General features: G+C 56.6%; 28 protein-coding genes. 20 read left to right on the top strand and 8 right to left on the bottom strand.

The window, feature by feature from the left end; all coding sequences use genetic code 11:
* The 4 genes from ACGYLO_RS19225 to ACGYLO_RS19210 all read left to right on the top strand — a co-directional run.
* Positions 1–756: type 4 pilus major pilin (locus tag ACGYLO_RS19225; RefSeq protein ID WP_394377236.1), on the top strand; the 756-nt coding region annotated here is incomplete at its 5' end.
* Between the two features lie 16 nt (positions 757–772).
* The gene (locus ACGYLO_RS19220; protein WP_394377235.1) at positions 773–1,702 is read left to right on the top strand and encodes a type 4 pilus major pilin; all 930 of its coding nucleotides are present in this window, start codon (positions 773–775) and stop codon (positions 1,700–1,702) included.
* A gap of 425 nt (positions 1,703–2,127) precedes the next feature.
* Positions 2,128–3,018: a type 4 pilus major pilin gene (locus tag ACGYLO_RS19215; RefSeq protein ID WP_394377234.1), complete on the top strand. Its 891-nt coding sequence runs from the start codon at positions 2,128–2,130 to the stop codon at positions 3,016–3,018.
* A 413-nt stretch (positions 3,019–3,431) separates the two neighbouring features.
* Complete coding sequence (locus ACGYLO_RS19210; protein WP_394377233.1) at positions 3,432–4,370, top strand: hypothetical protein; 939 nt, start codon at positions 3,432–3,434, stop codon at positions 4,368–4,370.
* A gap of 118 nt (positions 4,371–4,488) precedes the next feature.
* On the opposite strand, the gene ACGYLO_RS19205 is transcribed toward ACGYLO_RS19210, so the two are convergent.
* A complete protein-coding gene (locus ACGYLO_RS19205; protein ID WP_394377232.1) occupies positions 4,489–5,307 on the bottom strand; it encodes a phage tail tip lysozyme in 819 nt (272 codons plus the stop codon).
* The gene (locus tag ACGYLO_RS19200) at positions 5,304–5,942 is read right to left on the bottom strand and encodes a hypothetical protein (protein ID WP_394377231.1); all 639 of its coding nucleotides are present in this window, start codon (positions 5,940–5,942) and stop codon (positions 5,304–5,306) included. The genes ACGYLO_RS19205 and ACGYLO_RS19200 overlap by 4 nt, the downstream gene beginning before the upstream one ends.
* A gap of 162 nt (positions 5,943–6,104) precedes the next feature.
* Between ACGYLO_RS19200 and ACGYLO_RS19195 the strand changes: the two genes are divergently transcribed.
* From ACGYLO_RS19195 to ACGYLO_RS19180, 4 genes are all read left to right on the top strand, one after another.
* On the top strand, positions 6,105–7,754 hold the full coding sequence (locus tag ACGYLO_RS19195; protein WP_394377230.1) for a hypothetical protein: 1,650 nt from the start codon (positions 6,105–6,107) through the stop codon (positions 7,752–7,754).
* A gap of 3 nt (positions 7,755–7,757) precedes the next feature.
* On the top strand, positions 7,758–9,896 hold the full coding sequence (locus ACGYLO_RS19190) for an AAA family ATPase (RefSeq protein WP_394377229.1): 2,139 nt from the start codon (positions 7,758–7,760) through the stop codon (positions 9,894–9,896).
* Between the two features lie 82 nt (positions 9,897–9,978).
* Positions 9,979–10,617: a hypothetical protein gene (locus ACGYLO_RS19185; RefSeq protein ID WP_394377228.1), complete on the top strand. Its 639-nt coding sequence runs from the start codon at positions 9,979–9,981 to the stop codon at positions 10,615–10,617.
* Positions 10,618–10,619: 2 nt separating this feature from the next.
* Positions 10,620–11,192 carry a hypothetical protein gene (locus ACGYLO_RS19180; protein WP_394377227.1) on the top strand — a complete coding sequence of 191 codons (573 nt, stop codon included), beginning with the start codon at positions 10,620–10,622 and terminating at the stop codon, positions 11,190–11,192.
* Positions 11,193–11,332: 140 nt separating this feature from the next.
* Here the strand turns inward: ACGYLO_RS19180 and trxA are convergent, their stop codons facing one another.
* The 3 genes from trxA to ACGYLO_RS19165 all read right to left on the bottom strand — a co-directional run bounded on the left by trxA (position 11,333) and on the right by ACGYLO_RS19165 (position 13,619).
* Entirely contained in the window at positions 11,333–11,656 is a 324-nt protein-coding gene (gene trxA / locus ACGYLO_RS19175; RefSeq protein WP_394377226.1) for a thioredoxin, read from the bottom strand.
* A 96-nt stretch (positions 11,657–11,752) separates the two neighbouring features.
* Positions 11,753–12,100, bottom strand: coding sequence for a helix-turn-helix domain-containing protein (locus ACGYLO_RS19170; RefSeq protein ID WP_394377225.1), 348 nt, complete (start codon positions 12,098–12,100; stop codon positions 11,753–11,755).
* Between the two features lie 49 nt (positions 12,101–12,149).
* Entirely contained in the window at positions 12,150–13,619 is a 1,470-nt protein-coding gene (locus tag ACGYLO_RS19165) for a hypothetical protein (protein ID WP_394377224.1), read from the bottom strand.
* A gap of 185 nt (positions 13,620–13,804) precedes the next feature.
* Between ACGYLO_RS19165 and ACGYLO_RS19160 the strand changes: the two genes are divergently transcribed.
* The 10 genes from ACGYLO_RS19160 to ACGYLO_RS19115 all read left to right on the top strand — a co-directional run bounded on the left by ACGYLO_RS19160 (position 13,805) and on the right by ACGYLO_RS19115 (position 18,060).
* Entirely contained in the window at positions 13,805–14,638 is an 834-nt protein-coding gene (locus ACGYLO_RS19160; protein WP_394377223.1) for an RNA ligase family protein, read from the top strand.
* A complete protein-coding gene (locus ACGYLO_RS19155) occupies positions 14,635–14,946 on the top strand; it encodes a hypothetical protein (RefSeq protein ID WP_394377222.1) in 312 nt (103 codons plus the stop codon). The genes ACGYLO_RS19160 and ACGYLO_RS19155 overlap by 4 nt, the downstream gene beginning before the upstream one ends.
* A 20-nt stretch (positions 14,947–14,966) precedes the next feature.
* The gene (locus ACGYLO_RS19150; RefSeq protein WP_394377221.1) at positions 14,967–15,335 is read left to right on the top strand and encodes a hypothetical protein; all 369 of its coding nucleotides are present in this window, start codon (positions 14,967–14,969) and stop codon (positions 15,333–15,335) included.
* Between the two features lie 11 nt (positions 15,336–15,346).
* Complete coding sequence (locus ACGYLO_RS19145) at positions 15,347–15,706, top strand: hypothetical protein (RefSeq protein WP_394377220.1); 360 nt, start codon at positions 15,347–15,349, stop codon at positions 15,704–15,706.
* A gap of 4 nt (positions 15,707–15,710) precedes the next feature.
* Complete coding sequence (locus ACGYLO_RS19140; RefSeq protein ID WP_394377219.1) at positions 15,711–15,923, top strand: hypothetical protein; 213 nt, start codon at positions 15,711–15,713, stop codon at positions 15,921–15,923.
* A 13-nt stretch (positions 15,924–15,936) separates the two neighbouring features.
* Positions 15,937–16,212, top strand: a complete 276-nt coding sequence (locus ACGYLO_RS19135) for a hypothetical protein (protein WP_394377218.1) — start codon at positions 15,937–15,939, stop codon at positions 16,210–16,212.
* Positions 16,213–16,285: 73 nt separating this feature from the next.
* The gene (locus ACGYLO_RS19130; RefSeq protein WP_394377217.1) at positions 16,286–16,630 is read left to right on the top strand and encodes a hypothetical protein; all 345 of its coding nucleotides are present in this window, start codon (positions 16,286–16,288) and stop codon (positions 16,628–16,630) included.
* 32 nt (positions 16,631–16,662) lie between these two features.
* A complete protein-coding gene (locus tag ACGYLO_RS19125; RefSeq protein WP_394377216.1) occupies positions 16,663–16,842 on the top strand; it encodes a hypothetical protein in 180 nt (59 codons plus the stop codon).
* On the top strand, positions 16,839–17,141 hold the full coding sequence (locus ACGYLO_RS19120) for a hypothetical protein (RefSeq protein ID WP_394377215.1): 303 nt from the start codon (positions 16,839–16,841) through the stop codon (positions 17,139–17,141). Before ACGYLO_RS19125 ends, ACGYLO_RS19120 begins: the two co-directional genes overlap by 4 nt.
* A complete protein-coding gene (locus tag ACGYLO_RS19115) occupies positions 17,134–18,060 on the top strand; it encodes a hypothetical protein (protein WP_394377214.1) in 927 nt (308 codons plus the stop codon). The genes ACGYLO_RS19120 and ACGYLO_RS19115 overlap by 8 nt, the downstream gene beginning before the upstream one ends.
* A gap of 10 nt (positions 18,061–18,070) precedes the next feature.
* On the opposite strand, the gene ACGYLO_RS19110 is transcribed toward ACGYLO_RS19115, so the two are convergent.
* Together ACGYLO_RS19110 and ACGYLO_RS19105 are read right to left on the bottom strand one after the other, a co-directional pair.
* Positions 18,071–18,751: a hypothetical protein gene (locus tag ACGYLO_RS19110; protein WP_394377213.1), complete on the bottom strand. Its 681-nt coding sequence runs from the start codon at positions 18,749–18,751 to the stop codon at positions 18,071–18,073.
* A complete protein-coding gene (locus ACGYLO_RS19105; protein WP_394377212.1) occupies positions 18,748–19,500 on the bottom strand; it encodes a hypothetical protein in 753 nt (250 codons plus the stop codon). The genes ACGYLO_RS19110 and ACGYLO_RS19105 overlap by 4 nt, the downstream gene beginning before the upstream one ends.
* A 123-nt stretch (positions 19,501–19,623) precedes the next feature.
* On the opposite strand from ACGYLO_RS19105, the gene ACGYLO_RS19100 reads away from it, so the two are divergent.
* Together ACGYLO_RS19100 and ACGYLO_RS19095 are read left to right on the top strand one after the other, a co-directional pair.
* Entirely contained in the window at positions 19,624–19,926 is a 303-nt protein-coding gene (locus ACGYLO_RS19100) for a hypothetical protein (protein WP_394377211.1), read from the top strand.
* A 9-nt stretch (positions 19,927–19,935) separates the two neighbouring features.
* Positions 19,936–20,202 carry a hypothetical protein gene (locus ACGYLO_RS19095; RefSeq protein WP_394377210.1) on the top strand — a complete coding sequence of 89 codons (267 nt, stop codon included), beginning with the start codon at positions 19,936–19,938 and terminating at the stop codon, positions 20,200–20,202.
* 26 nt (positions 20,203–20,228) lie between these two features.
* Here the strand turns inward: ACGYLO_RS19095 and ACGYLO_RS19090 are convergent, their stop codons facing one another.
* The gene (locus ACGYLO_RS19090) at positions 20,229–20,642 is read right to left on the bottom strand and encodes a hypothetical protein (protein ID WP_394377209.1); all 414 of its coding nucleotides are present in this window, start codon (positions 20,640–20,642) and stop codon (positions 20,229–20,231) included.
* Positions 20,643–20,662: the final 20 nt, after the last annotated feature.

Below are 20,662 nucleotides of genomic sequence, written 5' to 3'. Positions count from 1 at the left end.
GGCGGGATCGTGTTTTTCCAGCAGTCGCAGCTTTCCAATGCCGTGACCGACACCGCCCGCGCCGCGGTGGGGATCTCTGCGCAAGCCCGGGCTTTGTACCAAAACCAAAGGAATTTTGGTGACAACGAAGACCTCACGATCGCCATGATCCGTGCGGGCGTTGTGCCCTCAAACTTCATCGATGGCACTGGTGACGCGATCGCGCACCCCTTTGGCGGGAGCATGGCGGTCACCGGTAATGGCAATGGGTTTGTCATTTCCTACAGCGATATCTCTCAGGCGGCCTGTCTGCGTTTGGCGAGTATCGATGAGACGGGTGTGGGGCCAATGGGTACAGGCCTTTTGGGTCTTACAATCTCCGGCGATCCTATCGACCCAACAACTTCACCAGAAATGAAGGGCGCGGTGACGGCTGAGGAAGTTGCTGCGAATTGCAGCGATGGCGTGGAAATGGCGATCTACTATGCGAAACACCCCAGTGGGGGCTTTTCATATTATTGCGGCCCGCCAGGAATGGTTTGGGAGGAGGCCAATGGGGGTTACAGGGTATCTGGCGTACAGATCCCTGGGGGATATCCCCTCGATCAAGTGCGATCATCTGCAGGACCAACATATACATCGTTTATAAGGCCGAATAATAACCAAGTCATCGATGTCTTTGCAGATTATCGCGGCTATGACGGCTCATGGCACGTATGGGGACAGACGCACCAGCTTGAGCCTTATGAAGTAATGCCTCCCGATGAGGATTGCTGAGGAAAGGCGGGACATCATGAGCATCACATTCAACCTGGTCTTTGCCGCCCGTCGGCGCGCCATATCCCTCATTGAAGGCGTGCTCTACCTCGTCATCGCTCTCGCTGTTATCGTCGGCGGCATCGTCTTTTTCCAGCAATCGCAGCTCAGCAATGCGGTCACCGATACCGCGCGGGCCGCGGTGGGGATATCATCGCAAGCTCGAGCTTTGTACCAAAACCAGACCGGGTTTGGCGACAATGAGGATCTTACGCTGGCCATGATCCGCTCTGGCGCCGTGCCGTCGAACTTCATCGATGGCACAGGCGATGCGATCGCGCATCCTTTCGGTGGGAGCATGTCGGTCACCGGCAATGGCAAGGGCTTTGTCATTTCCTACAGCGACATCTCACAGGCAGCTTGCTTGCGGCTTGCGAGTATCGATGAGACGGGCGTCGGGCCGATGGGCACAGGTATCGTAGGCCTTACGATCTCAGAAGGTGATCCAGTCGATCCTACATCTGCACCGGATATTACCGGTGCAATTAAAGCTGATGCGATGTCCTCCAGCTGTGCCGATGGTGCAGAAATGGCGGTATATTATGCACAATATCCGGGTGCGAAATTTGCAGCTGCCGGTGGGGAATCAAGCAGCAATCTCGATACGGATAACCCTTGGAGTTTCCCATTCCAAAAAAACAGATTCTATGACGTTTGTGGAGGTAGGCCGGCAAGAAGCGACCAGGTTAGGGTTTGGAAGACATGTGCTGCAGATTGGGGTGATGCAACCTACGGATTGCAGGATAACCTTGCCGAAATGTGTGGGCAAAAGCCCTATAAAAGCGGTTGGGATTTCAGACAAGATAATGCGAATTATTGGTATGCAGTAGCCAGACAAGATTGGGATACCTGCAAAATCGCATGGGAATGGCGGGGCTGGAAAGGTCTTGCATATAGTGAAGGATAAAACGCTCATATCTACTTGTTGCGCATTTTGAAACTTACAGCCAAGCAGGCGCCACCGGATGCGCGCCTACCTGCTGCATGCATGTAACCTGGGATGACGAGTGCTGGGTTGCATATTACATGATCCGCTTTAATCGGCGGCGAAAATAGGCGGAGCAATTACCAAAGATTGGCGGGTACGATCGACCATGCCCATGCTATCTATGATGATTGCGAGAGGGGGTGGCAGAACAGGTGTATGCCTATTTCCCTGACGACTTCAGCCATTATTTTTCTGAATACCCGATTGGTGTAAGCCCGAAAGGTTAGCCTAAACTCCAAAATCAGCTGAGTTCTGGGGACGGCGTTGCGAAAACAGTGCTTTGATGGCCTATCAAAACGCTCTGTAAGTTAAGCTCATGGATATAACACAACAGAAGTCACACCATGAAACTCACAGCCATCTTGGGCGCCAGCGCCCGTCGGCGCGCCATCTCCCTCATAGAGGGCGTGCTATATCTCGTCATAGCTCTCGCAGTTATCGTCGGCGGTATCGTTTTCTTCCAGCAGTCTCAGCTTTCCAATGCTGTAACCGACACGGCCCGCGCCGCGGCGGGGATCTCATCGCAAGCTCGGGCGCTCTATCAGAACCAAACCAGTTTCGGAGACAATGAAGACCTAACACTCGCCATGATCCGCGCCGGCGCCGTACCATCGAACTTTATCGATGGCAGTGGCGATGCGATCGCGCATCCTTTCGGTGGGAGCATGTCGGTCACCGGCAATGGCAAGGGCTTCGTCATTTCCTACGATGACATTTCCCAGGCAGCTTGCCTGCGGCTGGCGAGCATCGATGAGACTGGTGTTGGCCCGATGGGCACGGGTATCGTCGGGCTAACCATCGCGCAGGGCGAAACGGTCGACCCAACTGCAGCCCCGGAGATGACAGGTGCTGTGAAAGCTGATGTGACGTCGTCGGCTTGCACCGATGGTACGACGTTGTTGGTTTATTACGCGCAATACCCCGGTTCGAAATTCGTGGAAGCAGATGAGGATCCGGAAGAGCCCCTCGACCTCTGGGGCTACCCTTTTCCGGATGTGACCTTGGTAGAGGCTTGTGGGGTCAAAACTGCACCAGGATATAGTATATGGACAGCTTGTGTAGGTGAATGGTCCGTAAAGCAGTACGGGGCAGGAAACGGAAATGTTATTGCTTTATGTCATGGTGTTAGGCCCAGTCGGTACTACTGGCCGGCCGATAACAGGCCCCCACCTGAATACATAACCAGGGCGGAGAACGCTTGGAATGATTGCTATCTTGGCTTCCAACATCGCTGATGAGGATTTCGTAGTGTAGCATATGTCGATCTAATGGAATTAATTTTCTCGAATGCAGCAGCCTTGTAAGTTGACGTCATATATAAACGCATCTGGCATGCTTCATGACTCACTCCGATACACTAAGCGGGTGTGACAGTTTCCTTAGGCTTCGCGTGATCACTTTTGGGGATGGACAGGCCACACCAAGCCAATGAACTCCAATCGCCTGATCCGAGATGCGGGTGATAGGTGATCAATAAAAAATCGGCCAAAACAAATATGAAACCCGGGATGCTCAACTGCCCCGGCTAGGTTGTTTTCAACTTTGAGCTGCGATTTCCGTGGAGAAACCACCCAGATATACAGCGTTTGTTATTTTCGCATGGGTGTCCCCGTTATGCTTGGATGATACAAACCACGGAAGTCACAACATGAAACTCACAGCCATCTTGGGCGCCAGCGCCCGCCGGCGCGCCATCTCTCTTATCGAGGGCGTGCTCTACCTCGTCATCGCTCTCGCCGTAATCGTCGGTGGCATCGTGTTCTTTCAACAATCGCAGCTCTCGAACCGCGTCACTGACACCGCACGTGCTGCAGTTGGTATCTCATCGCAAATGCGAGCCCTTTATCAAAACCAGAATGTCTTCGGAGACAACGTGGATCTCACAGCTGCCGCAGTGAAGTCTGGCGCTGTACCCTCAAACTTCGTTGGCGGTGAAGCAGGTGAGAGCATCGTGCATCCCTTCAATGGTGGCGGGGTAGCTATTACGGGCCTCGGCCGAGGATTCGTAATGTCTTACTCTGGGATCTCTTCCCCAGCCTGCCAGCGTATGGCTGTGATAGATGAGACAGGCGCTGGACCAATGGGGATCGGTATGGCTGGCGTAACAATCAGGGCGGCTGGTGAAATCGACATTATGGACGGCCCAAGCATGACGGCACCCGTCACCCCGGAAGCGGTATCAGAAGCCTGTAAAACAGGCACCGAGATGGCCGTTTTCTATAGCGCATCCACAGGTGGAGACTTTGACGAGATGATGGCGGGGTTCACGGGTCCTGACTTGGGCAGCGCGGATCGAGACAATCCATGGAGCTATCCTTTCCCAACCCAGAGCGCGTATAGTGCTTGCGGTTTTAAGCCCTCGAGAAGCGACAAAATCGTCATATGGAAGCAATGTCAGGGCCAATGGTCATTGGACCAATACGGCCAGCATGGTGAGAATGGGTATGTCGTGTGCAATGGATCAAAGCCCACCGGCTCGAGTTTTCCGGGCGATCACCCGAACAAAGTATCCTTCCTCGCTAAGGCAAGGGGTGCATGGGAGGATTGCTATCAAGCTGTGTATTACAGACCGCCACCACCCGCATAAGGCCAGCTTTGTTGCTAATTGTTGTATGAAAGTGAGGCGCCAATGGCGCCTCACTCATGACCCTCATGCATGAGGCAAGCCGAGTACCGCTTTACCCAACAAGCCCCCGTGGGGGTGTCTATTTTATCTCAAGAAGTCCGTAAATCTTCTCCCGCGGCGCGCTTACATATGACGCTCGGGTTTCTACCGTATGGGAAGCGGACATCGCTACAGGCACCTCCCTTTCAGACGGCAACGGCCCATAAGACAGCAGGTCCGCCAGTACAGCCTGAACATCGCTCTCAAGGTGATTGAACTCGGCGACATCGGCTTCAGCAAAAGCCCATCCAAGGGGCGGACGCTCGACCTGTGGCACGGGATCCGGGCAGAGTGAGACAACCATCATGCGCCCAGATACTTCAACCTCGTGGTAGGCTTGGCAGCCCGCACCGGTGAAGTCCTCGTCGAGATAGGCCTCCGCATAAGCCACTCGCTCCTCAATGTGTTCATACTGGGGGTGGGGACGCAGGTATCCGTCCATGAAAACCACGGCGGCCTCTTCGGCGGAGCCTGTCTCCAGAACGCGGTCGACGACGTTCGAATAGTCTCCCTTCAGCTCGTGCTGCAGAAAACCGTAGTTTGTCTCGTATTCCGTAAGATCACGCTCACCTGCCCAGGCCTCAAAAGCCTCCCTTCGGCTTGCCGTCCATTGGGCATAGCCCAGGCCGCCGCGGGAGCCGTCAACGAGCGGGGAGATTTCTTGAAGATACCTGAAATTACCCGTCTCACGGGCGAGGTTGCCCGCGACGCCGGCCGCTTGGAAGTCCGCGAAGCCAAAATCTTCTTGCAGGTCACTGACCAGCCGGGCCGGGATGGTTTCAGCCTCAGCAGCAGAGGCGCCGATCATGGCAAAGGAGGCCACGGCACTGGCAAGGATCGTAATTCTGGTTTTGCTCATGGAGCCATATCCATCTCGTCATCGACCTGCTGCGCACGCAGCAGGTCAAGCGGCCAGAGAGCCGGCGTCCGGATCTCACCATCAAGGATGGCAATCTTATAGGAGGCCACAGTCCCGCTCGCCGCAGGCATCGCTGTCTTATTCTCATAGGCTTCCAGTGCCTCTTTGCCCGGGTATACTGCCTCCGCGCGCAACGGCTTGTCGAAGACCGAGACATCGATCCCACCCACGATCGCCGCATTGCCAAGCGAATGAAAGCGCTCCCCCTGCCCTTTGGGATAGAAATGCGGGATCGCCTTTGTGTTCCCTGCGTCGTCACGCTGATATTCCGTCAGAAGCTTGGCGCGGAACGGCACCCATTGGTTTACCTTGTCGAGAAGGTCCTCAAGATCTGTATGCATTTCTGCGCCGATCAACCGCATCGAGTGGCCGCAGTGATCAGCGAAACCGGTGACGGCCGCATGGGCCACCTCAAGGTTTTCAAAGCTCGGATCGTCATGCAGTCGCGCAACCTGCTCATGCGGGAAATTCCGCCCAGCCACGCTTTCCGCGAAGCTCGCGAGGTCATCTGACGCATTTGCGAAAACCTCAGAAATATGAAGAAGGGCTAGATGTGGATTGTGAGCCAGGGTCATGTCCTGATGTCCTTGAATGAGTTGAGAAGTTCATAATTTTGATGTTGATACCCTTGTACCACGGAAAACCGAAAAATCGAGCGTCTTGCGAAAAACGCTATTGCGCCTGATGCGAAAAAGAATATGTAACAGTCATAGTCAGGCAAATTTAGGAGACATTTGATGTCCGCAGCTTCCGCAGCAAAGAAATCATCGGTTTTGAACGATGCCGTCCTCGAGGCGTCCAAACCCAAAACCAAACAGAAGTCCAAAGCCCAAGACACGCTGAATGCGAATATTACGGCAAACCCATTTTACAACGTCATGTTCGACGAGGCTCTCTCGCTGTCCGAGAAACAGGCCGAAGTTGCGAAAATGACGACTTCCACACTGGATCGCAACCGCGACCGTGCGCAGGTCAAAGCCTATGACGAATTCCGTGAATGGCTGAGCGCCCAGCAGACCGAACTGGCCGAACAGGTGATCAACCTGTCCAACGTGGATTCCATGTCGGAACTGCAGTCTGTCCTGAAGGACATGAACACCGATCTGCTGAACTTTGAAGACAACATGAACCCCATCATGTCGATCATCGAGAGCATCCACTATCTGCGCACCAACGGCCTGATGGGCGATGCCTTCAAGCAGATCAAGGAAGACAAAGAGCGCGAAGAGCAGCTGCAGGGCGAGATCGAAGATCTGGAAAACCAAGAGCGCCGGTCCCGTGAAATGATCGCACAGCAGGAAGCCGTCAAGATCCAGGCCAGCACCGAGCGGACCTTCCTTGGCCTTGGTGGTCTGACCAAGGATGCACAGCGCAGCATCGCCGCCGCAGACATCGCCATTGCGGCGGAGCGCGCACAACAGGAAAAGCTGAAAGAGGACATCAAAAACCTCAAGGCTCAGAAGAATGTGCCTTCCGATGATGGCGATGCCGCCGAGCATAAAGCGCGTCTGCGTGAGCTCCTGGACATGTCTGACGAAGCCAACCGCGACCGCGTGATCGCCCTGCGCGACTCTGCCTCGAAGTTCATCACCACGGCTAAAGAGCGCACCGGCTCCCTGCGCGGTCAGTTCGACCAGCTCGCAGGCCAGATCGGCAATGTGGAAGACTCGAACCAGTCGATGATCAAGGTCTATGCGGTGTTGAACGAAGGTATGAAGGACGCCACCAAGGCCAATGCCGAGCTCCGCAAGCCTTTGACAGACGCGCCCGAAGACGAGAGCATCGTCGACAAGATGACCCGCGAAGAAAAACTCCGCGCACTCGATGGTCACGTCTCGCATATCTCCCGCTCGCAGGGCGAAACCATGGCGGCTTACGGCGATCTGAATCAGCAGGCGATCCGGGTTCACACGATGCGCCAGTCCACCGATCAGCAGATCGACACGGCACGCCAGATCAACACCCAGGGTGTGGCGGCAACCGCTGACCGTCTGGCGACCGTTCTGACCGCTGTGAGCGGCGCCGCACTTGGCGAAGCTTCCGAGGCTGCGAAGGATACGCTGAGCCGGATGCGAGAATCTACGAATGATATCTCTTCGCGCGAAGTCATCCGCGTGGCCATGGGCGTGACGACGGTCAACGACCAGCTGGAGACGGTCTTCAAGGAATTGGAAGACATCCGCGAAGTGCAGCAGGCCGCCACCGGCATCGTCCGCAACGGCATGACCGAAATGCAAGAACGCATGGTTCAGCTGCGCGAGAGCGCCAATGCAGCCAAGGAAGATCTGGCTGAGCACATTGCCAGCGCCTCGATCGTTGAAACTGAGCACAGCGGTGAGGGCTCTGCGCAGCAGGCCCCAAAAACCACTGGCTTCCCGGGGGTATAATCGATGTCGGATCATCTCATCACAGGGACGGCCAAACTGGCCGCCCATCCCGACTTCAAGCTGATTGGACGAGACGCGGAGCTCTCGAAGCTCTGCTCCATCCTGGCGCGCAAGCACTCAAGCTCTGTTCTCCTCGTCGGCCCTGCCGGCGTGGGGGCAACCTCCCTCTGCATGGGTCTTCAGGCGATGAAGGGGATGGACAATCCGCCCTTCGATATCGTGTCGAAGTCTCTCTTCTTTCTGGACGTCGACGAGATGTTCTCCTCGGGCGATCCCAATGAGATCGATGCAGCCTTCCGCCGTGGCTTGGCCCGCATGCAGAAAAGCGTCGAGCCTGTGTTGATCATCGAAGATGCTGGTGATTTCGTTGAGGCTTGCCGCGCCCATGGCGCCACGCACTTCATCAACGGCGTCAACGGTCTGATCCGGGACGGCAAGCTGCAAGTCATTCTTGAGACCTGTGACGGCGATGCCTCGAAGGTCCTCGCATGGCATTCAGAGATCCGCGAAGCCTATACGATCCTCGATGTGACCGAGCCTGAAGATCAGGATCTGATCGACATCGTCACCGCGGCAACTGAAAAGCTGCGCGAGCACCACGGCGTTGCGGTCAACGAAGGTGCTATTCACACCGCAGTAGAGCTCACCCAGAAGTATCGCCAGGCTGGCGGCACCTCTGCCCAGCCGAAGCGCTCTATCGCTCTTCTGGACCGCGCTCTGGCGTCCTACCGTCTTGCTGCACATGCCACACCGCCTCAGGCGGCCGATCTGCAGCGCAAGATCGATGCGGGCGCCGCGGCACCCGGTGACAGCGAAACATTGGCCGCGATCCTGTCGCGCCACGCGGCACGTCAGGCAAAGCTCCTGAAGTTCCACGAAGGCCAGAAAGGTGCTGAGCTCGAAATCGTAAAGCTCGAAGAGGCTCTGGAAGAGCTGCGCGCCAAGGCGGCCGAAAATCCGGAAGAAGAAGCGCCCAGCGCCGCACCGGCTTTCGCCCGCCTGACCTCTGGCAAGGGCTTCGGCTCACGCGCTGAACAGGAGATCGTGCAGCGCCTCGCCTCTTTCAAAGACGCTCTGACCCAGCATAAAGCGGACTATGAGGCGGTTGCCGCTGAAATGAACGCAGACCTTGAGCTGTGTCGTGACACTGTCGTGGCTGAATTCGCCCGTATCTCCGGCATCCCGGCGGCAAAGCTGGGTGAAGACGAGAAGGCGATCCTGCGCGAGCTGGAAGCCAACCTCAAGGGCTCCCTCTTCGGTCAGGATCCTGCCGTGGAGAAGGTCGCCAATGCGATCAAAGTCTCCAAAGTGGGCCGCCGCAACAAGGACAAGCCGCTTGCTTCTTTCCTCCTGCCTGGTCCTTCCGGTGTTGGCAAGACCGAGATCGCCAAGCAGGTCGCCCGTCAGTTGCTGGGCGACGCCAAGGCGCTGACCCGGTTCGACATGTCCGAGTATATGGAGCGCCATGCTGTGTCGAAGCTGATCGGTGCCCCTCCGGGCTACGAGGGTTTCGAGGCGGGCGGCATTCTGACCAATGCCATGCGTACGAACCGCAACCGCGTCATTCTCTTCGATGAAATCGAGAAGGCGCACCCGGATGTGTTCAACCTCTTCCTGCAGATCCTCGACGACGGCCGCCTGACCGACAACATCGGGCGTGTGGCAGAGTTTTCGGATGCGATCATCATCATGACCACCAACATCGGCCAGCCCCACTTCCTGGACGAGAGCATCAGCTACGATGACGCGATGGATGGCTGCATGCTGGATCTGGATAACAACTACCGCCCGGAATTCCTGAACCGCTTCAACGGCCGCCAGAACATCATCGGCTTCCAGAAGCTGGAATTGGACTCGATCCAGAAGATCATCCGCCGCGAAGTCGACGATCTGGCCTCCTCCTATGCAGAGCATGGCATCAGCGTCACCTTCTCCGACGCCGAGATCGCCACCTTCTGCGCGGACCGCTACGAGCCCCGCATCGGTGCGCGTGGCCTGCCGGGCATGATCAATTCGGACCTCGAACCGAAGATCGTGAACGCCCTGCTGGATCAGTCTGCGGATGATGGTGCGTCTTTCAACATCACCTACGACAAAGCGGCCCGCCGCTTTGGTGTCGAGATGCTGCGCGCGGCTGCCTGACCCGCGCCCAGCCACGACCGCGCCGGGGAGGCTATGCCCCGGCGCGGCACAATCGTATTCCACAGATCCGAGGACCCTGCCCGTGACCTATGAAAAGAACTTCCTTGAGCGCAGTGCGGCCCGGATTGAATCCGTGGTTTCCGCCGTGGCCGGCATCTTTTCCTTTCTGAACAAAGGCCCGCTGGGATGGGTGCTCCGCAAGCTAGGTCAGTTCGGTCGCTGGTACCGCAGCCGCATCTGGAACCGATATGCCCGCAATGCCGAAGGGCGCCTGACCAAGAAGCGGGTTACCGCCACGGTATTGGCAACACTCCTTGCGCTTTGGATCACGCCAAGCATCATCTATGCCGCTTGGCAGGGCACGCTCATGGCGACCACCTGGGAGAACGAAGAGCTCTACCTCACCGCGGCCGAGGAAGTGGGTGACGACATCCACTCCGTGCGCGGTTGCCGCAAGATCCCCTGTTCTGAAAGCGATGCGATCTATTTCCGCGTTCGTACCAGCCTGATGCATAATCTCTATGCCCTGACCGATCACGGCAGCGTCTTCTACCCTGATTACACCGCCTCCGTTGTGGCGCCGGGCGTGAACCGCTGTGATGTGACCTCCTATGGGTTCCGGGTGAAGGCATTGATGCGCGGTTGGGACATTTATCCCGACATGCTCGACGCCACATGTGTCCCTTATGAAACCGGGACCGAGTTCAGCGAGAGCGAGTGATCATGATCGGACCCCTGCCGCATATCCTTGAACAGCCCCTGATCCCAACCCCGCTGCACGGGCTTAACCCGCGCAGCATCATGGGGCGGGCAAAATGGGACGTGATGCGTCGGCAGGTCTACGCAAAATATGATCATACCTGTGCCGCCTGCGGGGTGAGAGCGCGGAATGCTAAACTCAAGAAGTATCTCGAGGCCCATGAGAGCTTTGAGATCAACTGGGCCAAGAAGCAGATGACCCTGATCAGCATGGAGCCGCTGTGCCATGCTTGTCACGCCTTCGTGCATTCAGGTCTTCTCGAAGTGAAGCTGCAGGCGGGCAAGGTCAGCAAGGAGACCGCAGCCGTGATCCTCGGACACGGTGTTGGTGTACTGGCGCAATCGGGTGGCAAGATGCCACCTGCGTCTGACTACCTCTGCCGCAAGCTGGGTCTTAAGCATGGTCTGCCCGTGGGGGCAGCCCCGCGCCGAACGACCTGGTCAGGCTGGACCATGGTTTGGGATGGTACGATCTACCCCTCTCCCTACAAGACAGAAGCGGAGTGGCGCCGCGCCATGGCGGAGCGGCGGTATTGACCGTTGCGAAAATAAGTCCTTGAAAGGGCCATCTGGTTGGTGCAATGTGATCAAGTCATGGGCCGCCACACTCCCGCAAGGGGTGCAAAAGGGCGGTCCTTCTTCGTTTCAGGGCCGCCCTCTCAATAAGATCCGGGAGGTTACTCCAGAGACGCGGCGATCCAACCCTGCAGCGCCATCTTGGATTGCGCACCCGTCTTGTTGGCGATGATCTCACCCTCATCGTAGAGAAACAGCGCCGGAATGCCGCGCACGCCGAGGCGCGCCGCGGTCTCGGGGTTTTCATCCACGTTGATCTTCACCACCTTGAGGCGGCCATCGAGCTGAGCTGCGATCTCATCCAAGGCCGGACCAACCTGACGGCAGGGCCCGCACCAAGGCGCCCAGAAATCCACGATAACGGGGATATCGCTTAAGGTGACCTCGGCATCGAAGGTCTGGTCTGTTGCTGCTGTGACGCTCATCTCTGGCTCCTGTAAATCAATTGGCCATGATGGGCCGGGCTGTCCAACATAGTTAAAGACGGAGTTTTTCGCAAGCAATACAAACGGCCATACCGGTCAACCTCCATCAACAATCTGTGGCGTCCTTTGACGGGTATCAAGATACGCGAAAAGAGCGTCTTGGATGTCCATAGGAAGCTGGGCGAAGTCGCCATGCATCAAGAAATTGAAATCAATGCGGTGCGCGCGGTGGTAGTACCTCATGACCTCTCGATTGGGGAATTGCCGCGACCTTTCCATATTATTAAGGGCGTTATTTGCTATCCCAGCCCTCTGCGATACTTCAAGTTGCGACAAGCCGGTCACATTTCGGGCGGCCAGGAGACGCACAGCGCATGCGACCTTACCCATATCGCCCAATCTCGCGAGACATTCTTTTTCTTTGATCTTCATGAAGCGCATCATCGACCGATCCGTGAGAGATGTATAGCCGATTTAGAGTGCCTAGCCGAGTTCAGGGCTCCATGCCGCATTCTGCCTCAAAAGATAGCCCTAGACGCTCCAGAAAACGCTCCGCACGAGGCGTGAAGGTCGCATGGTTACGCGCCAGTACAACAGCATCCTCCCAACTATCAATGCAGCCTTCTGTCTCGCCATGATGCCAGGTCTTAGGCTCGCCAAGATGGACATGCGGCATTGCTAGATAGGCCACACCTTCACAATCAGCGATGATGCTCCGCCCGCCTTCTGCGACCCCCTGCCCCGCAAAGGCGCAAGGATGGCCGCCCCCACCAGGCATATGCCCTGGTCCAGCCTCAAGGAAGACGAGACCCTTATCTGATTCCAGAAAATCCAAGGTGCAGTGCATGCGATCTTCCGGCCAATCCCGATCGAGGATCTCGATCGTCTCCTTGTCCCGGCCGCCGTTGCGGATGAAATCCTGGTTCATATAGGCGCCCGCCAGATTTTTATGCTCTGCGAGATCCACGATATCTTGAGCTGCCGCTGCCGCCTCTACAGCGTTCCAGGCATTCTCCGCTGTGGCGCCATCGCCCGTCCAGCCATAGTAATTGGCCACGCCAGTGACCTGACCGGCGCGCACGAAAACCCGCCATTCAGCAGGCCAGACCCCTCGGCCTGCAATCGGCGTATTGGCGCGGTGCAGATCTTCAGCCTCATGGAAGCGCCCCGCCGGCGCCCAGGGCCGGGCGAGATAGGAGACAAAGGGTTTGTGGCCACCGATGCCTGTCTCAAGAAAGCGTGGATCCGAGAAATCGATCAGCCGCCGGTTGCCAGCACGGACCCAGCCACCGCCGATCTCGAAATTCTCCTGCACCTTGGCGGTAACGTCGCCACGGGTCATCAGCCCGCAGCCCACGAGGGCTTTGAGGTTGTTCGACCCGGCAAGATGTGTGCGCACCATCCAGTCTGACGGAACTTCATCCAGGGCGGATTCCATTTTGGCGAAGGTCTCCGCTGCGTTGATCTGCAGCTCTTCGGCTTCTTCTTTTGCGGCATCGAACCTGTCGAACACGGCCTTGCCCAGCTCGGCATCTGATCCTGAAGCGGTGTTCCCAGCCTCAAGGCCTTCTTTGAGACCTTTGGTGATCGTCTCGCGCAGCTTTTTCGGCAGTTGCACACGCCCCAAGAGGACCTCGAGCTCATCATGTGAAAGCCGGGCCACCTCTTTGGCAGGTACGGCTGCAACATCGGCTTCTTCCGCGAGCTTGATCCAAATGCGCAGATCGCAAACGTCGAACTTCTGGGGTGTCTCGCTGTCGATCTCATCGAGATCCGTCCAGCCATCAAGGCGCTCGTTCTCAAAGGCTTCCGTTTGCGCCAGCTTTGAGACCATAGAGACCAGCTCGGCGGGATTTTTACGGGCCAGCGCCGCGGCGCCAACCAACAGCTTGCGCCATCCGGCTTTTTGGCTTTGTTCCGCGCCGATGCGGGCCTGGGCCCCAATGTAGTCTGTGATCTTCATGGTGATCTCCTTGCATTGCGAAAACTATAGGCGTTGAGAATGAAAGTTTCCTGATGAGCCGCCCTCTGCATAAAACAATGATCTTCAAAATCTGGAAAACTTAGCCAAACACTGTTGTGAAAAAGAATATCCTAAACTATATCAAAGTTACTGAATTGCGAAAAATAGGAAATAAGAGCTTCCCAATGGAGACGATCGACAAATATCCCAGAACCCCGCATGCGGCAGGGTCGCGTCTTCAGAAGGGTGATACTTCCGAAGGTCAGGTATCCCTGCGCGAGATGCAAAAGAAGCATCCAAACTGCAAGATGGTCATCGAGGAAAAGCTCGACGGGGCACAGACCGGTCTCTCCTATTCGGATGAGCTAGAGCAACGCCTGCAGTCCCGTGGACATTACCTGAATGGCGGCGCACGCGAGGGTCAGTTCAACCTCTTCAAGGAATGGGCCAACGTTCATGACGCGGCCCTCATGGAGCGTCTGGAGAACCGCTTCACCATGTATGGTGAATGGTGCTTTGCGCGGCACACGCAGTTCTACGACGCCCTGCCTCATTATTTCTTCGAGTTCGACATTCTCGATCGCCAGACCGGCGCCTTCCTGTCGACCCCTGCGCGTCAAGAGCTTCTGTCCGGGCTGCCGGTGGTCTCTGTCCCTGTCCTCGCCGATGATTGGCCGGGCTCCGAGAAGGAGTTGCTGGATCTGGTCGGAACATCAGCATACCGCAGCACGCAGTGGCGTGAGAGCCTCCGTGAGGCTGCGAAAACCGCCGGTGTGGACCCAGAGCAGGCTCTGGCCGAATGTGGTCCCTCCGCGGACCTGATGGAGGGGCTCTACCTCAAAATCGAGAAGGATGGCGAGACCGTCGGCCGCTACAAATGGGTTCACCCCGATTTTGTGCAAACAATCATCGAGGGCGGTGTTCATTGGAGCCAGCGCCCGATGATCCGAAATGGTCTAGCGCCGGGAGCTGACCTGTTCCAAAGCCCCAAATCTCCAACCAGTGAGATCGCCCTATGACCGAGTTGATTGCAGAGTACCGCCTGGTCGCGCGCAAGGTCCACTTCTGTGAGGAGTGTGGTCAGGAGATCCGCCCGGGCACACGCTATACCAGTCAGCGCTGCAAAGACGGCGGCGATGTATGGACCTTCAAAGCCCATACGGACTGCATGGCTTGGAGCCAGGCGTACCGCAACAAGCATAAAGAATGGCACCCCTATGGTGGGTTCATTCCGATGTATGATCTGGTTGAGCCCCATGAGTACAACGCATGGCGCGGCTTCTTTCCGCATGCTGTTTGCCGCATGGCTTTTGCCCGTATCAACTGAATTAGAAAGGCGACCTCATCATGACTTTGAACCCCGGCGATACCGCAGACGAGAACAGCATGATCACAGGTGCAGCCTTCCGCGATTTCTACCAGAACCATTGGCCGAAAGACTTCTATGTCGATGACATCGCCCATGAGTATGAGAACGATATCGGGGAATTTATTCTGGCCGATGATGCTGTAGTGCGACTGGATAATCTCGGTTATGCGGTGAACAGTATGGCTGTGGACGGTATCAAGCCGGGCATCTATCAACCCATGCATTGGCTCTGGAACCGCGTCATGGCGAAGCAGGATAAGCAAATGCTCGTGGCCTTCCATATCGCACCTGACAAAGTAGATGAGCTGGTCAAGGCCGCTGAAAAAGTCGGCGCAAAGCTGATCTGAGGAGAACGATAATGAGCGATACATTGATGCTCGAGGCCACCGGCCTTGGACCGGAACGCCTTCAAGGCTTCCTCAATTTGTGCGAAAATAATCGCATCACAGGCGTTCGTCAGGTGGGCAATGCCCTCCATCTCTTCTATGATGGCGACATGAGCAAGGGCAAACCAGTCACATTTCACCCTTCTTTAATGGTCGATACGATCATGGAATGGTTGGGCCGCTCCAAAAGCACGAATGGCGTCTATGCCGCTCCGGATTTTGGACCAGAGCCGGACATCGATGGAGACTGCAAAAAGGGCTGGCGGATCAAGTCCGGTGGATCGATGGACCCTATTGAGATTCACCCCACCTGGATGATTTTCGGAAAGTAAGCTGATGGCGCGACCTATCGAAGAACGTTTGAACGAAGCTATGGAAGAGCCTCAGGACGTCAGCATGCGTGAAATCTGTGAGATCAGCCGTGATGCGATGGATGAGATCGACCGGTTGAAAGGCCTTTTGAATGCCCATGGTATCAATCCGACATCTGAATATATCTGCAAATGCGGTTTGCGGCGCTCGGCCTCGGCCGGCACCCCGCCTTTTTGAAAGGTGAGATGATATGACCACTTCGGCAGATGCATATATTAACGGGTATGACGCAGCATGTGAGGGCGGGAGCGATGAAAACAACCCCTATCGCTCAGACAACTCTGGCAGGTTATGGGGGAAGTGGCGCCAGGGCTTTCACGATGCCCTTCAAGATCGGAAACCAAAACATAAGAAGCGCAAGATAACTGTGGCGTCTTTGTTCAATGAAAGACCAATGGGCAAGCGTGAGATGACCGAAGAAGAGCGGGCGATCCCTGAGGCCCCTCCTCCGTCGGAACAGCGTTGAAGTCTTAACACCTGCGCATAATTAAACTCTAAGGCTTCTCTTCGAGAAATGACCTGATGCGAAAAATATTACTATGAGCACAGAAGAGCCAGATATGACCCGGCACAATGATATGACAGTCCTCGATTTTGTCATGGCCAGCTTCATCACCGAAATCGGTGAGAGCTGCAGCCAGACCGCACCCCAGGATTTCCAAAAGAGAGCGGCCTTTGATCAGGCACGCATCGAGGGGTTGATCCGCCATGTCACCACATTGGCGCATGGCGGCCGATCGATTGAGGTCTATTCCCTTACCGACAAAGGAAGGCCCGTCGCTTATGCAGCCAAGGCCCGCATGCTGCGGTCCCAGTCCCTGCGAAGTTTCCCTTCCACTGACCTTTGGGACAGCCACCATGCCGCTATGGGCGCTGCCGCCTAAGCCCGCCCCAGACCCATCAAGGAAACGATGTCATGCCGCGCAAGAAGAACAAACGTAAGGATATCCAAAAGACCAAAGAGCGCGAGGCGGCAAAGCTGACCCCGCGGCAAAAGCGTCTTGCACAGCGAATTGAGCGCAGTCCATCCGCGATGTCTGGACTGGAAATGGCTGTGATTGCCTCAGGCATCTTCGGCTCGGAGAAGCCTCGGTGACCTGCTACACCTATCATCTTTATATCGAGTATGACCTCCAGACTGGCGCCTATCATAGCATTAAACTGCGTCGGAATGGCGACCCGACCCTGACCTGGGGAACGGGCGATGCGCAGGCAGATTGGAAGGCCTGTCATGATTTTGCCGAAAGACTGAACCTGAAGATCCAGAAGTCCAGATCAGTTCGAGACTTTGTCAGCGGTGTACCCGGCTGGTGCTTTGACGGTCAGGGCATGCTGCAAGCGGCGCAGAGTGCGCACCGCGCCTGCGATGCAAACACTGAAGATGCACATGTCTGAGCAGAAAAACTTCAGCGCACCGCGTCCCAGGTCCGGCCAGCTCAAGGTTCAATGGGGCAAGCTCTACGATGAGGACCCCGATCTCATCTATGCCGCAGGCGAGGGCGTGCCGCGGGAGGACCGTCACTTGATGCATCATGCTCTATCGGCACCCCGCTGGATGGGTCCGCTGCATGACAAATGGGCCTTCGAGCCGTCGGTTCTCGAAGAGCTCGAAGCGCGCGGCTACGACATCACCACATTGAAGATTTCGATCGCGAAAAAGAGGGAAGACCTCGTGACCGGAGCCCCAGAGCCCGAGCCCAAACCTGAGCCTAAGGCTGATACCTTGCATGAGATCTGTGGGGTCGATCCTGCCGTGTCCATGCAGCTGATCGGACAGGTTGACGAAGAGACCCGTGCCTTCTTCGATGAGAACATCAGCGACTACGCGAATGCCGGCTGGCCGCAGGAGAACAACGACACGGACCATGCCATCGCAAAGCAGTATGGCTTTGATGCGGAGGCTGCGGTCATCCTCGATGCCGAGCAGGACAACGACTTCGCGTGCTTTGCCCGCGATTTCAAATGCAGTGAAGAGCTAAAGAAACGCTTTGATGAAGCGCTTCCAGGTCTTGCGGCATGGGGGACTGACATTCAGGCCTTCTCAGCCTGGTATGCCCATTGCCACACCGACGAGATGGATGTCTGCACCACGCAGGTAAACCTGATCCTCGACAATGAAGCGCAACACCGCCTCTTGTCGATCGACAAAGAGGGCAAGCACCACGTCTGCACCCCGCAGCGTGGTGAGCTGATCTTGCTGGATGCAGGCTGCACCCATGCGGTTCTGCCCAATCAGGCCAAAGGCTTGAACCACATGCGGACGCATCCTATGCGGGCCGCCTTTGTCATCGTGCCGGATGTCTACAACCTCTAAGCCTGAATGTTCAGGGTTCAGGGTTATCGTCATTAAGTTTGACGATATTGACGCCGTCTTTTGCAGTATCAAAAACCCGCAGCTGCATCTCATCGCTGACCTGGCCGATTTGGTGGAGATGCACCCCCATGGGCGACCAAGAGGGTGTCGCGAATGCGGCCACCATTAATGTGCCATCATCAACAACCACAATGTCCTTCATGTCGCGTCGCTCTTCGACACACCTATCGAAATCTGGCCCTTTGGTGAAGACGGAGACCTCTTCGGGAATGACATCAGCTGCGCGCGCGGCCTCATAATCCTCTATGGAACCGCAGACCCAAATGTTGGGAACACGCAAAGGCCCACCCCGATTGGCCTCGAGTGTCTTGAGGGCTGCGCGGATTTCCGACTGCTCAGGATCGCATTCAGGATGTAGGACAATAGGAATACCCTCAGGGATATGCAGATTGTCCGGGATATGCTCTGTCGTCACAGTGATGGTGGCGCCGTGCCCCAAGAGCTGGATCACCATACGAATGCCGTCTGATTGACCATGCTCTGGTTTGGCCAGGATCGTGGCGCCATGCGGCGAGATTTGGCGACCGATTGCCTCGCTCGGACAAAGCACCACCAAACCCTTTCCTGGGACATGCATGCCTGCGCCGCCGGCATCGCGGCGCAGCTGCGCGAGGATCTCGGCGCCCTTCATGGCGCGGGCGTTTCTGTATAGCTGATCTCCGCCTCAACCTCGTTCATGACAACGAGGTTATCGGGGTCGCACATCTTGAAATCAAAAGCGTAGCGGTCATTGAGCGCACAGCAGAGTTGATGCAGGACCTCCTCATCTGGGGAAAGACCCGTCTTCTCAGGCGCTCCCTTCGGCATGCCGACGTCATAGCGCGACATCAGTGCCTCGGCGATATCCATGGGCTTGCCGAGAAGGACGGTATCACGTCCTGCGGGGTTCATGAAAACAGCCGCTTCGGGCGCGGAGGGCCGATCTCCCGTCAATTGGACATGCGGGCGCTTGAAAGGGATGTCTGAGCCTGCCGGCACATGGATGATCTCATTGAGATGGTCCTGCGACGGGGCGAGAAAGAAAACACTGTTGCCATTGGTGGTGACGATCGCGGCGGCGGGGTTGCTCCAGGTCTCTGTTTTCTCGAGCAACTCATGAGCTGGCGTAAAATCCGTGACCCGGATCTTGTACCCTTGTGTGTCGTTTGGATACCACTCAAGCTTCGCGGCAATGGTCCCGATCCCGGGCTCAGCCCCTTCCGGGTACTCCGGCCGGTAGAGGTCGTAAGCCATGCGGAACTCTCCATCGGCCGCACGGTAGCAGGCCACGCCAGCCGTTTCGTGATCTCCGGCCTTCAGGCCCTTCCGGCTTTCCAGAGAGGCCGCGGCGGCACTTGCTGATTGTGAGGCGAGTTGCGGTGGAAATGGGATGAGGGCCATCTTTGGTCTTCCTTCTTGGTGGGGTTTAGCTTGAAGGTAAAACGGACGTGCGAAAAAGACGACGATACACATTGTTCCTCAGGCATGCTGATCTTAGATATATGACAAGCGCAGGAGAGGTTCATGCCCCAGAGACACCACCTATACATCGATTACACCGAAGGCGAAGCCGACAGCTACCGCGGTGTAGTCCTCAAAGGGCCTGACGGGGGCGAGACCCGCTGGATGACCGGGGATCCGATCGCAGACTGGGCCTCCTACCTCGAGCACGCATCGGAAGCGCAGCTTCTGGTTCTCGAAAGCGCGTCAATTACGCATTTCTGCTTTGACAACACCGAGTACCGCTTCGTCGAGAATGAAGACGGCCATGAGGTGCTTGCACTTGAAGATCGCCCTGCCTGGCTAGAAGCCACTTCGGATTTCTGAGGTAAGGGGATGGCATTCGGAAAATACTGGGGACACCTTGGCGCGGTCACAAAGTTCGAACATGCGGGTTGGTACATCCAGCTCGCCCCGTTCGAATTCACCGACCCGGAGGATTGGAAAGGTCTGACCTCCTGGCGCTATCGGATGTCTCGCAACAAGATCACCCCGGGGGTTTGGACAGACAAAAACCCGCGTGGGCGAAAGTTCGAAACCCGTTGCTTCACATCGCGCGAAGAAGTGCGCAAAGCAGCCATGGTCGCGGCTGAGGCTGCATGATCGGAGACACCTAACCGCGGCAGCGCTCAAAAGCATTCATCGAAGATCGCCCGGCGCTCCGCGATTTGTGAAAGATCACGTGCTTCCTCATAACAGGTGATCATGCGCCCAATGATGCCCACTCTGGGCTTTCTGTCAGCTATCTGCAGCAAATTGCTGGCCGAGGTGAACTGGGTCACAGTGACCGCATAGCCGGCCCTGTTATTCGGATGAACCACCTGGGTGAAGCGCACCATACCGAGACCCGGTGTCGCGCCACGGGGATAATGAGGCCCATAAAGATCACTGCACAGCTCTACCCTCCCAGAGGGCAGCCGATAACAAGCCAGACCGTCTACCGCATAGCTCCTGGGCGGCCGCCCGCGATGCAGATCGTATGTATCGCGGGCGGCCTGCGCCGATCGCGCCGCAAGAGCATGGGGAAATGGGAGGTCGCTCACGACGCAGTCCTTGCAAATTG

Source organism: Sulfitobacter sp. 1A13353, assembly GCF_043557255.1.
Taxonomy (GTDB): domain Bacteria; phylum Pseudomonadota; class Alphaproteobacteria; order Rhodobacterales; family Rhodobacteraceae; genus Sulfitobacter; species Sulfitobacter faviae.
This window is presented reverse-complemented; position numbering and strand designations above follow the sequence as displayed.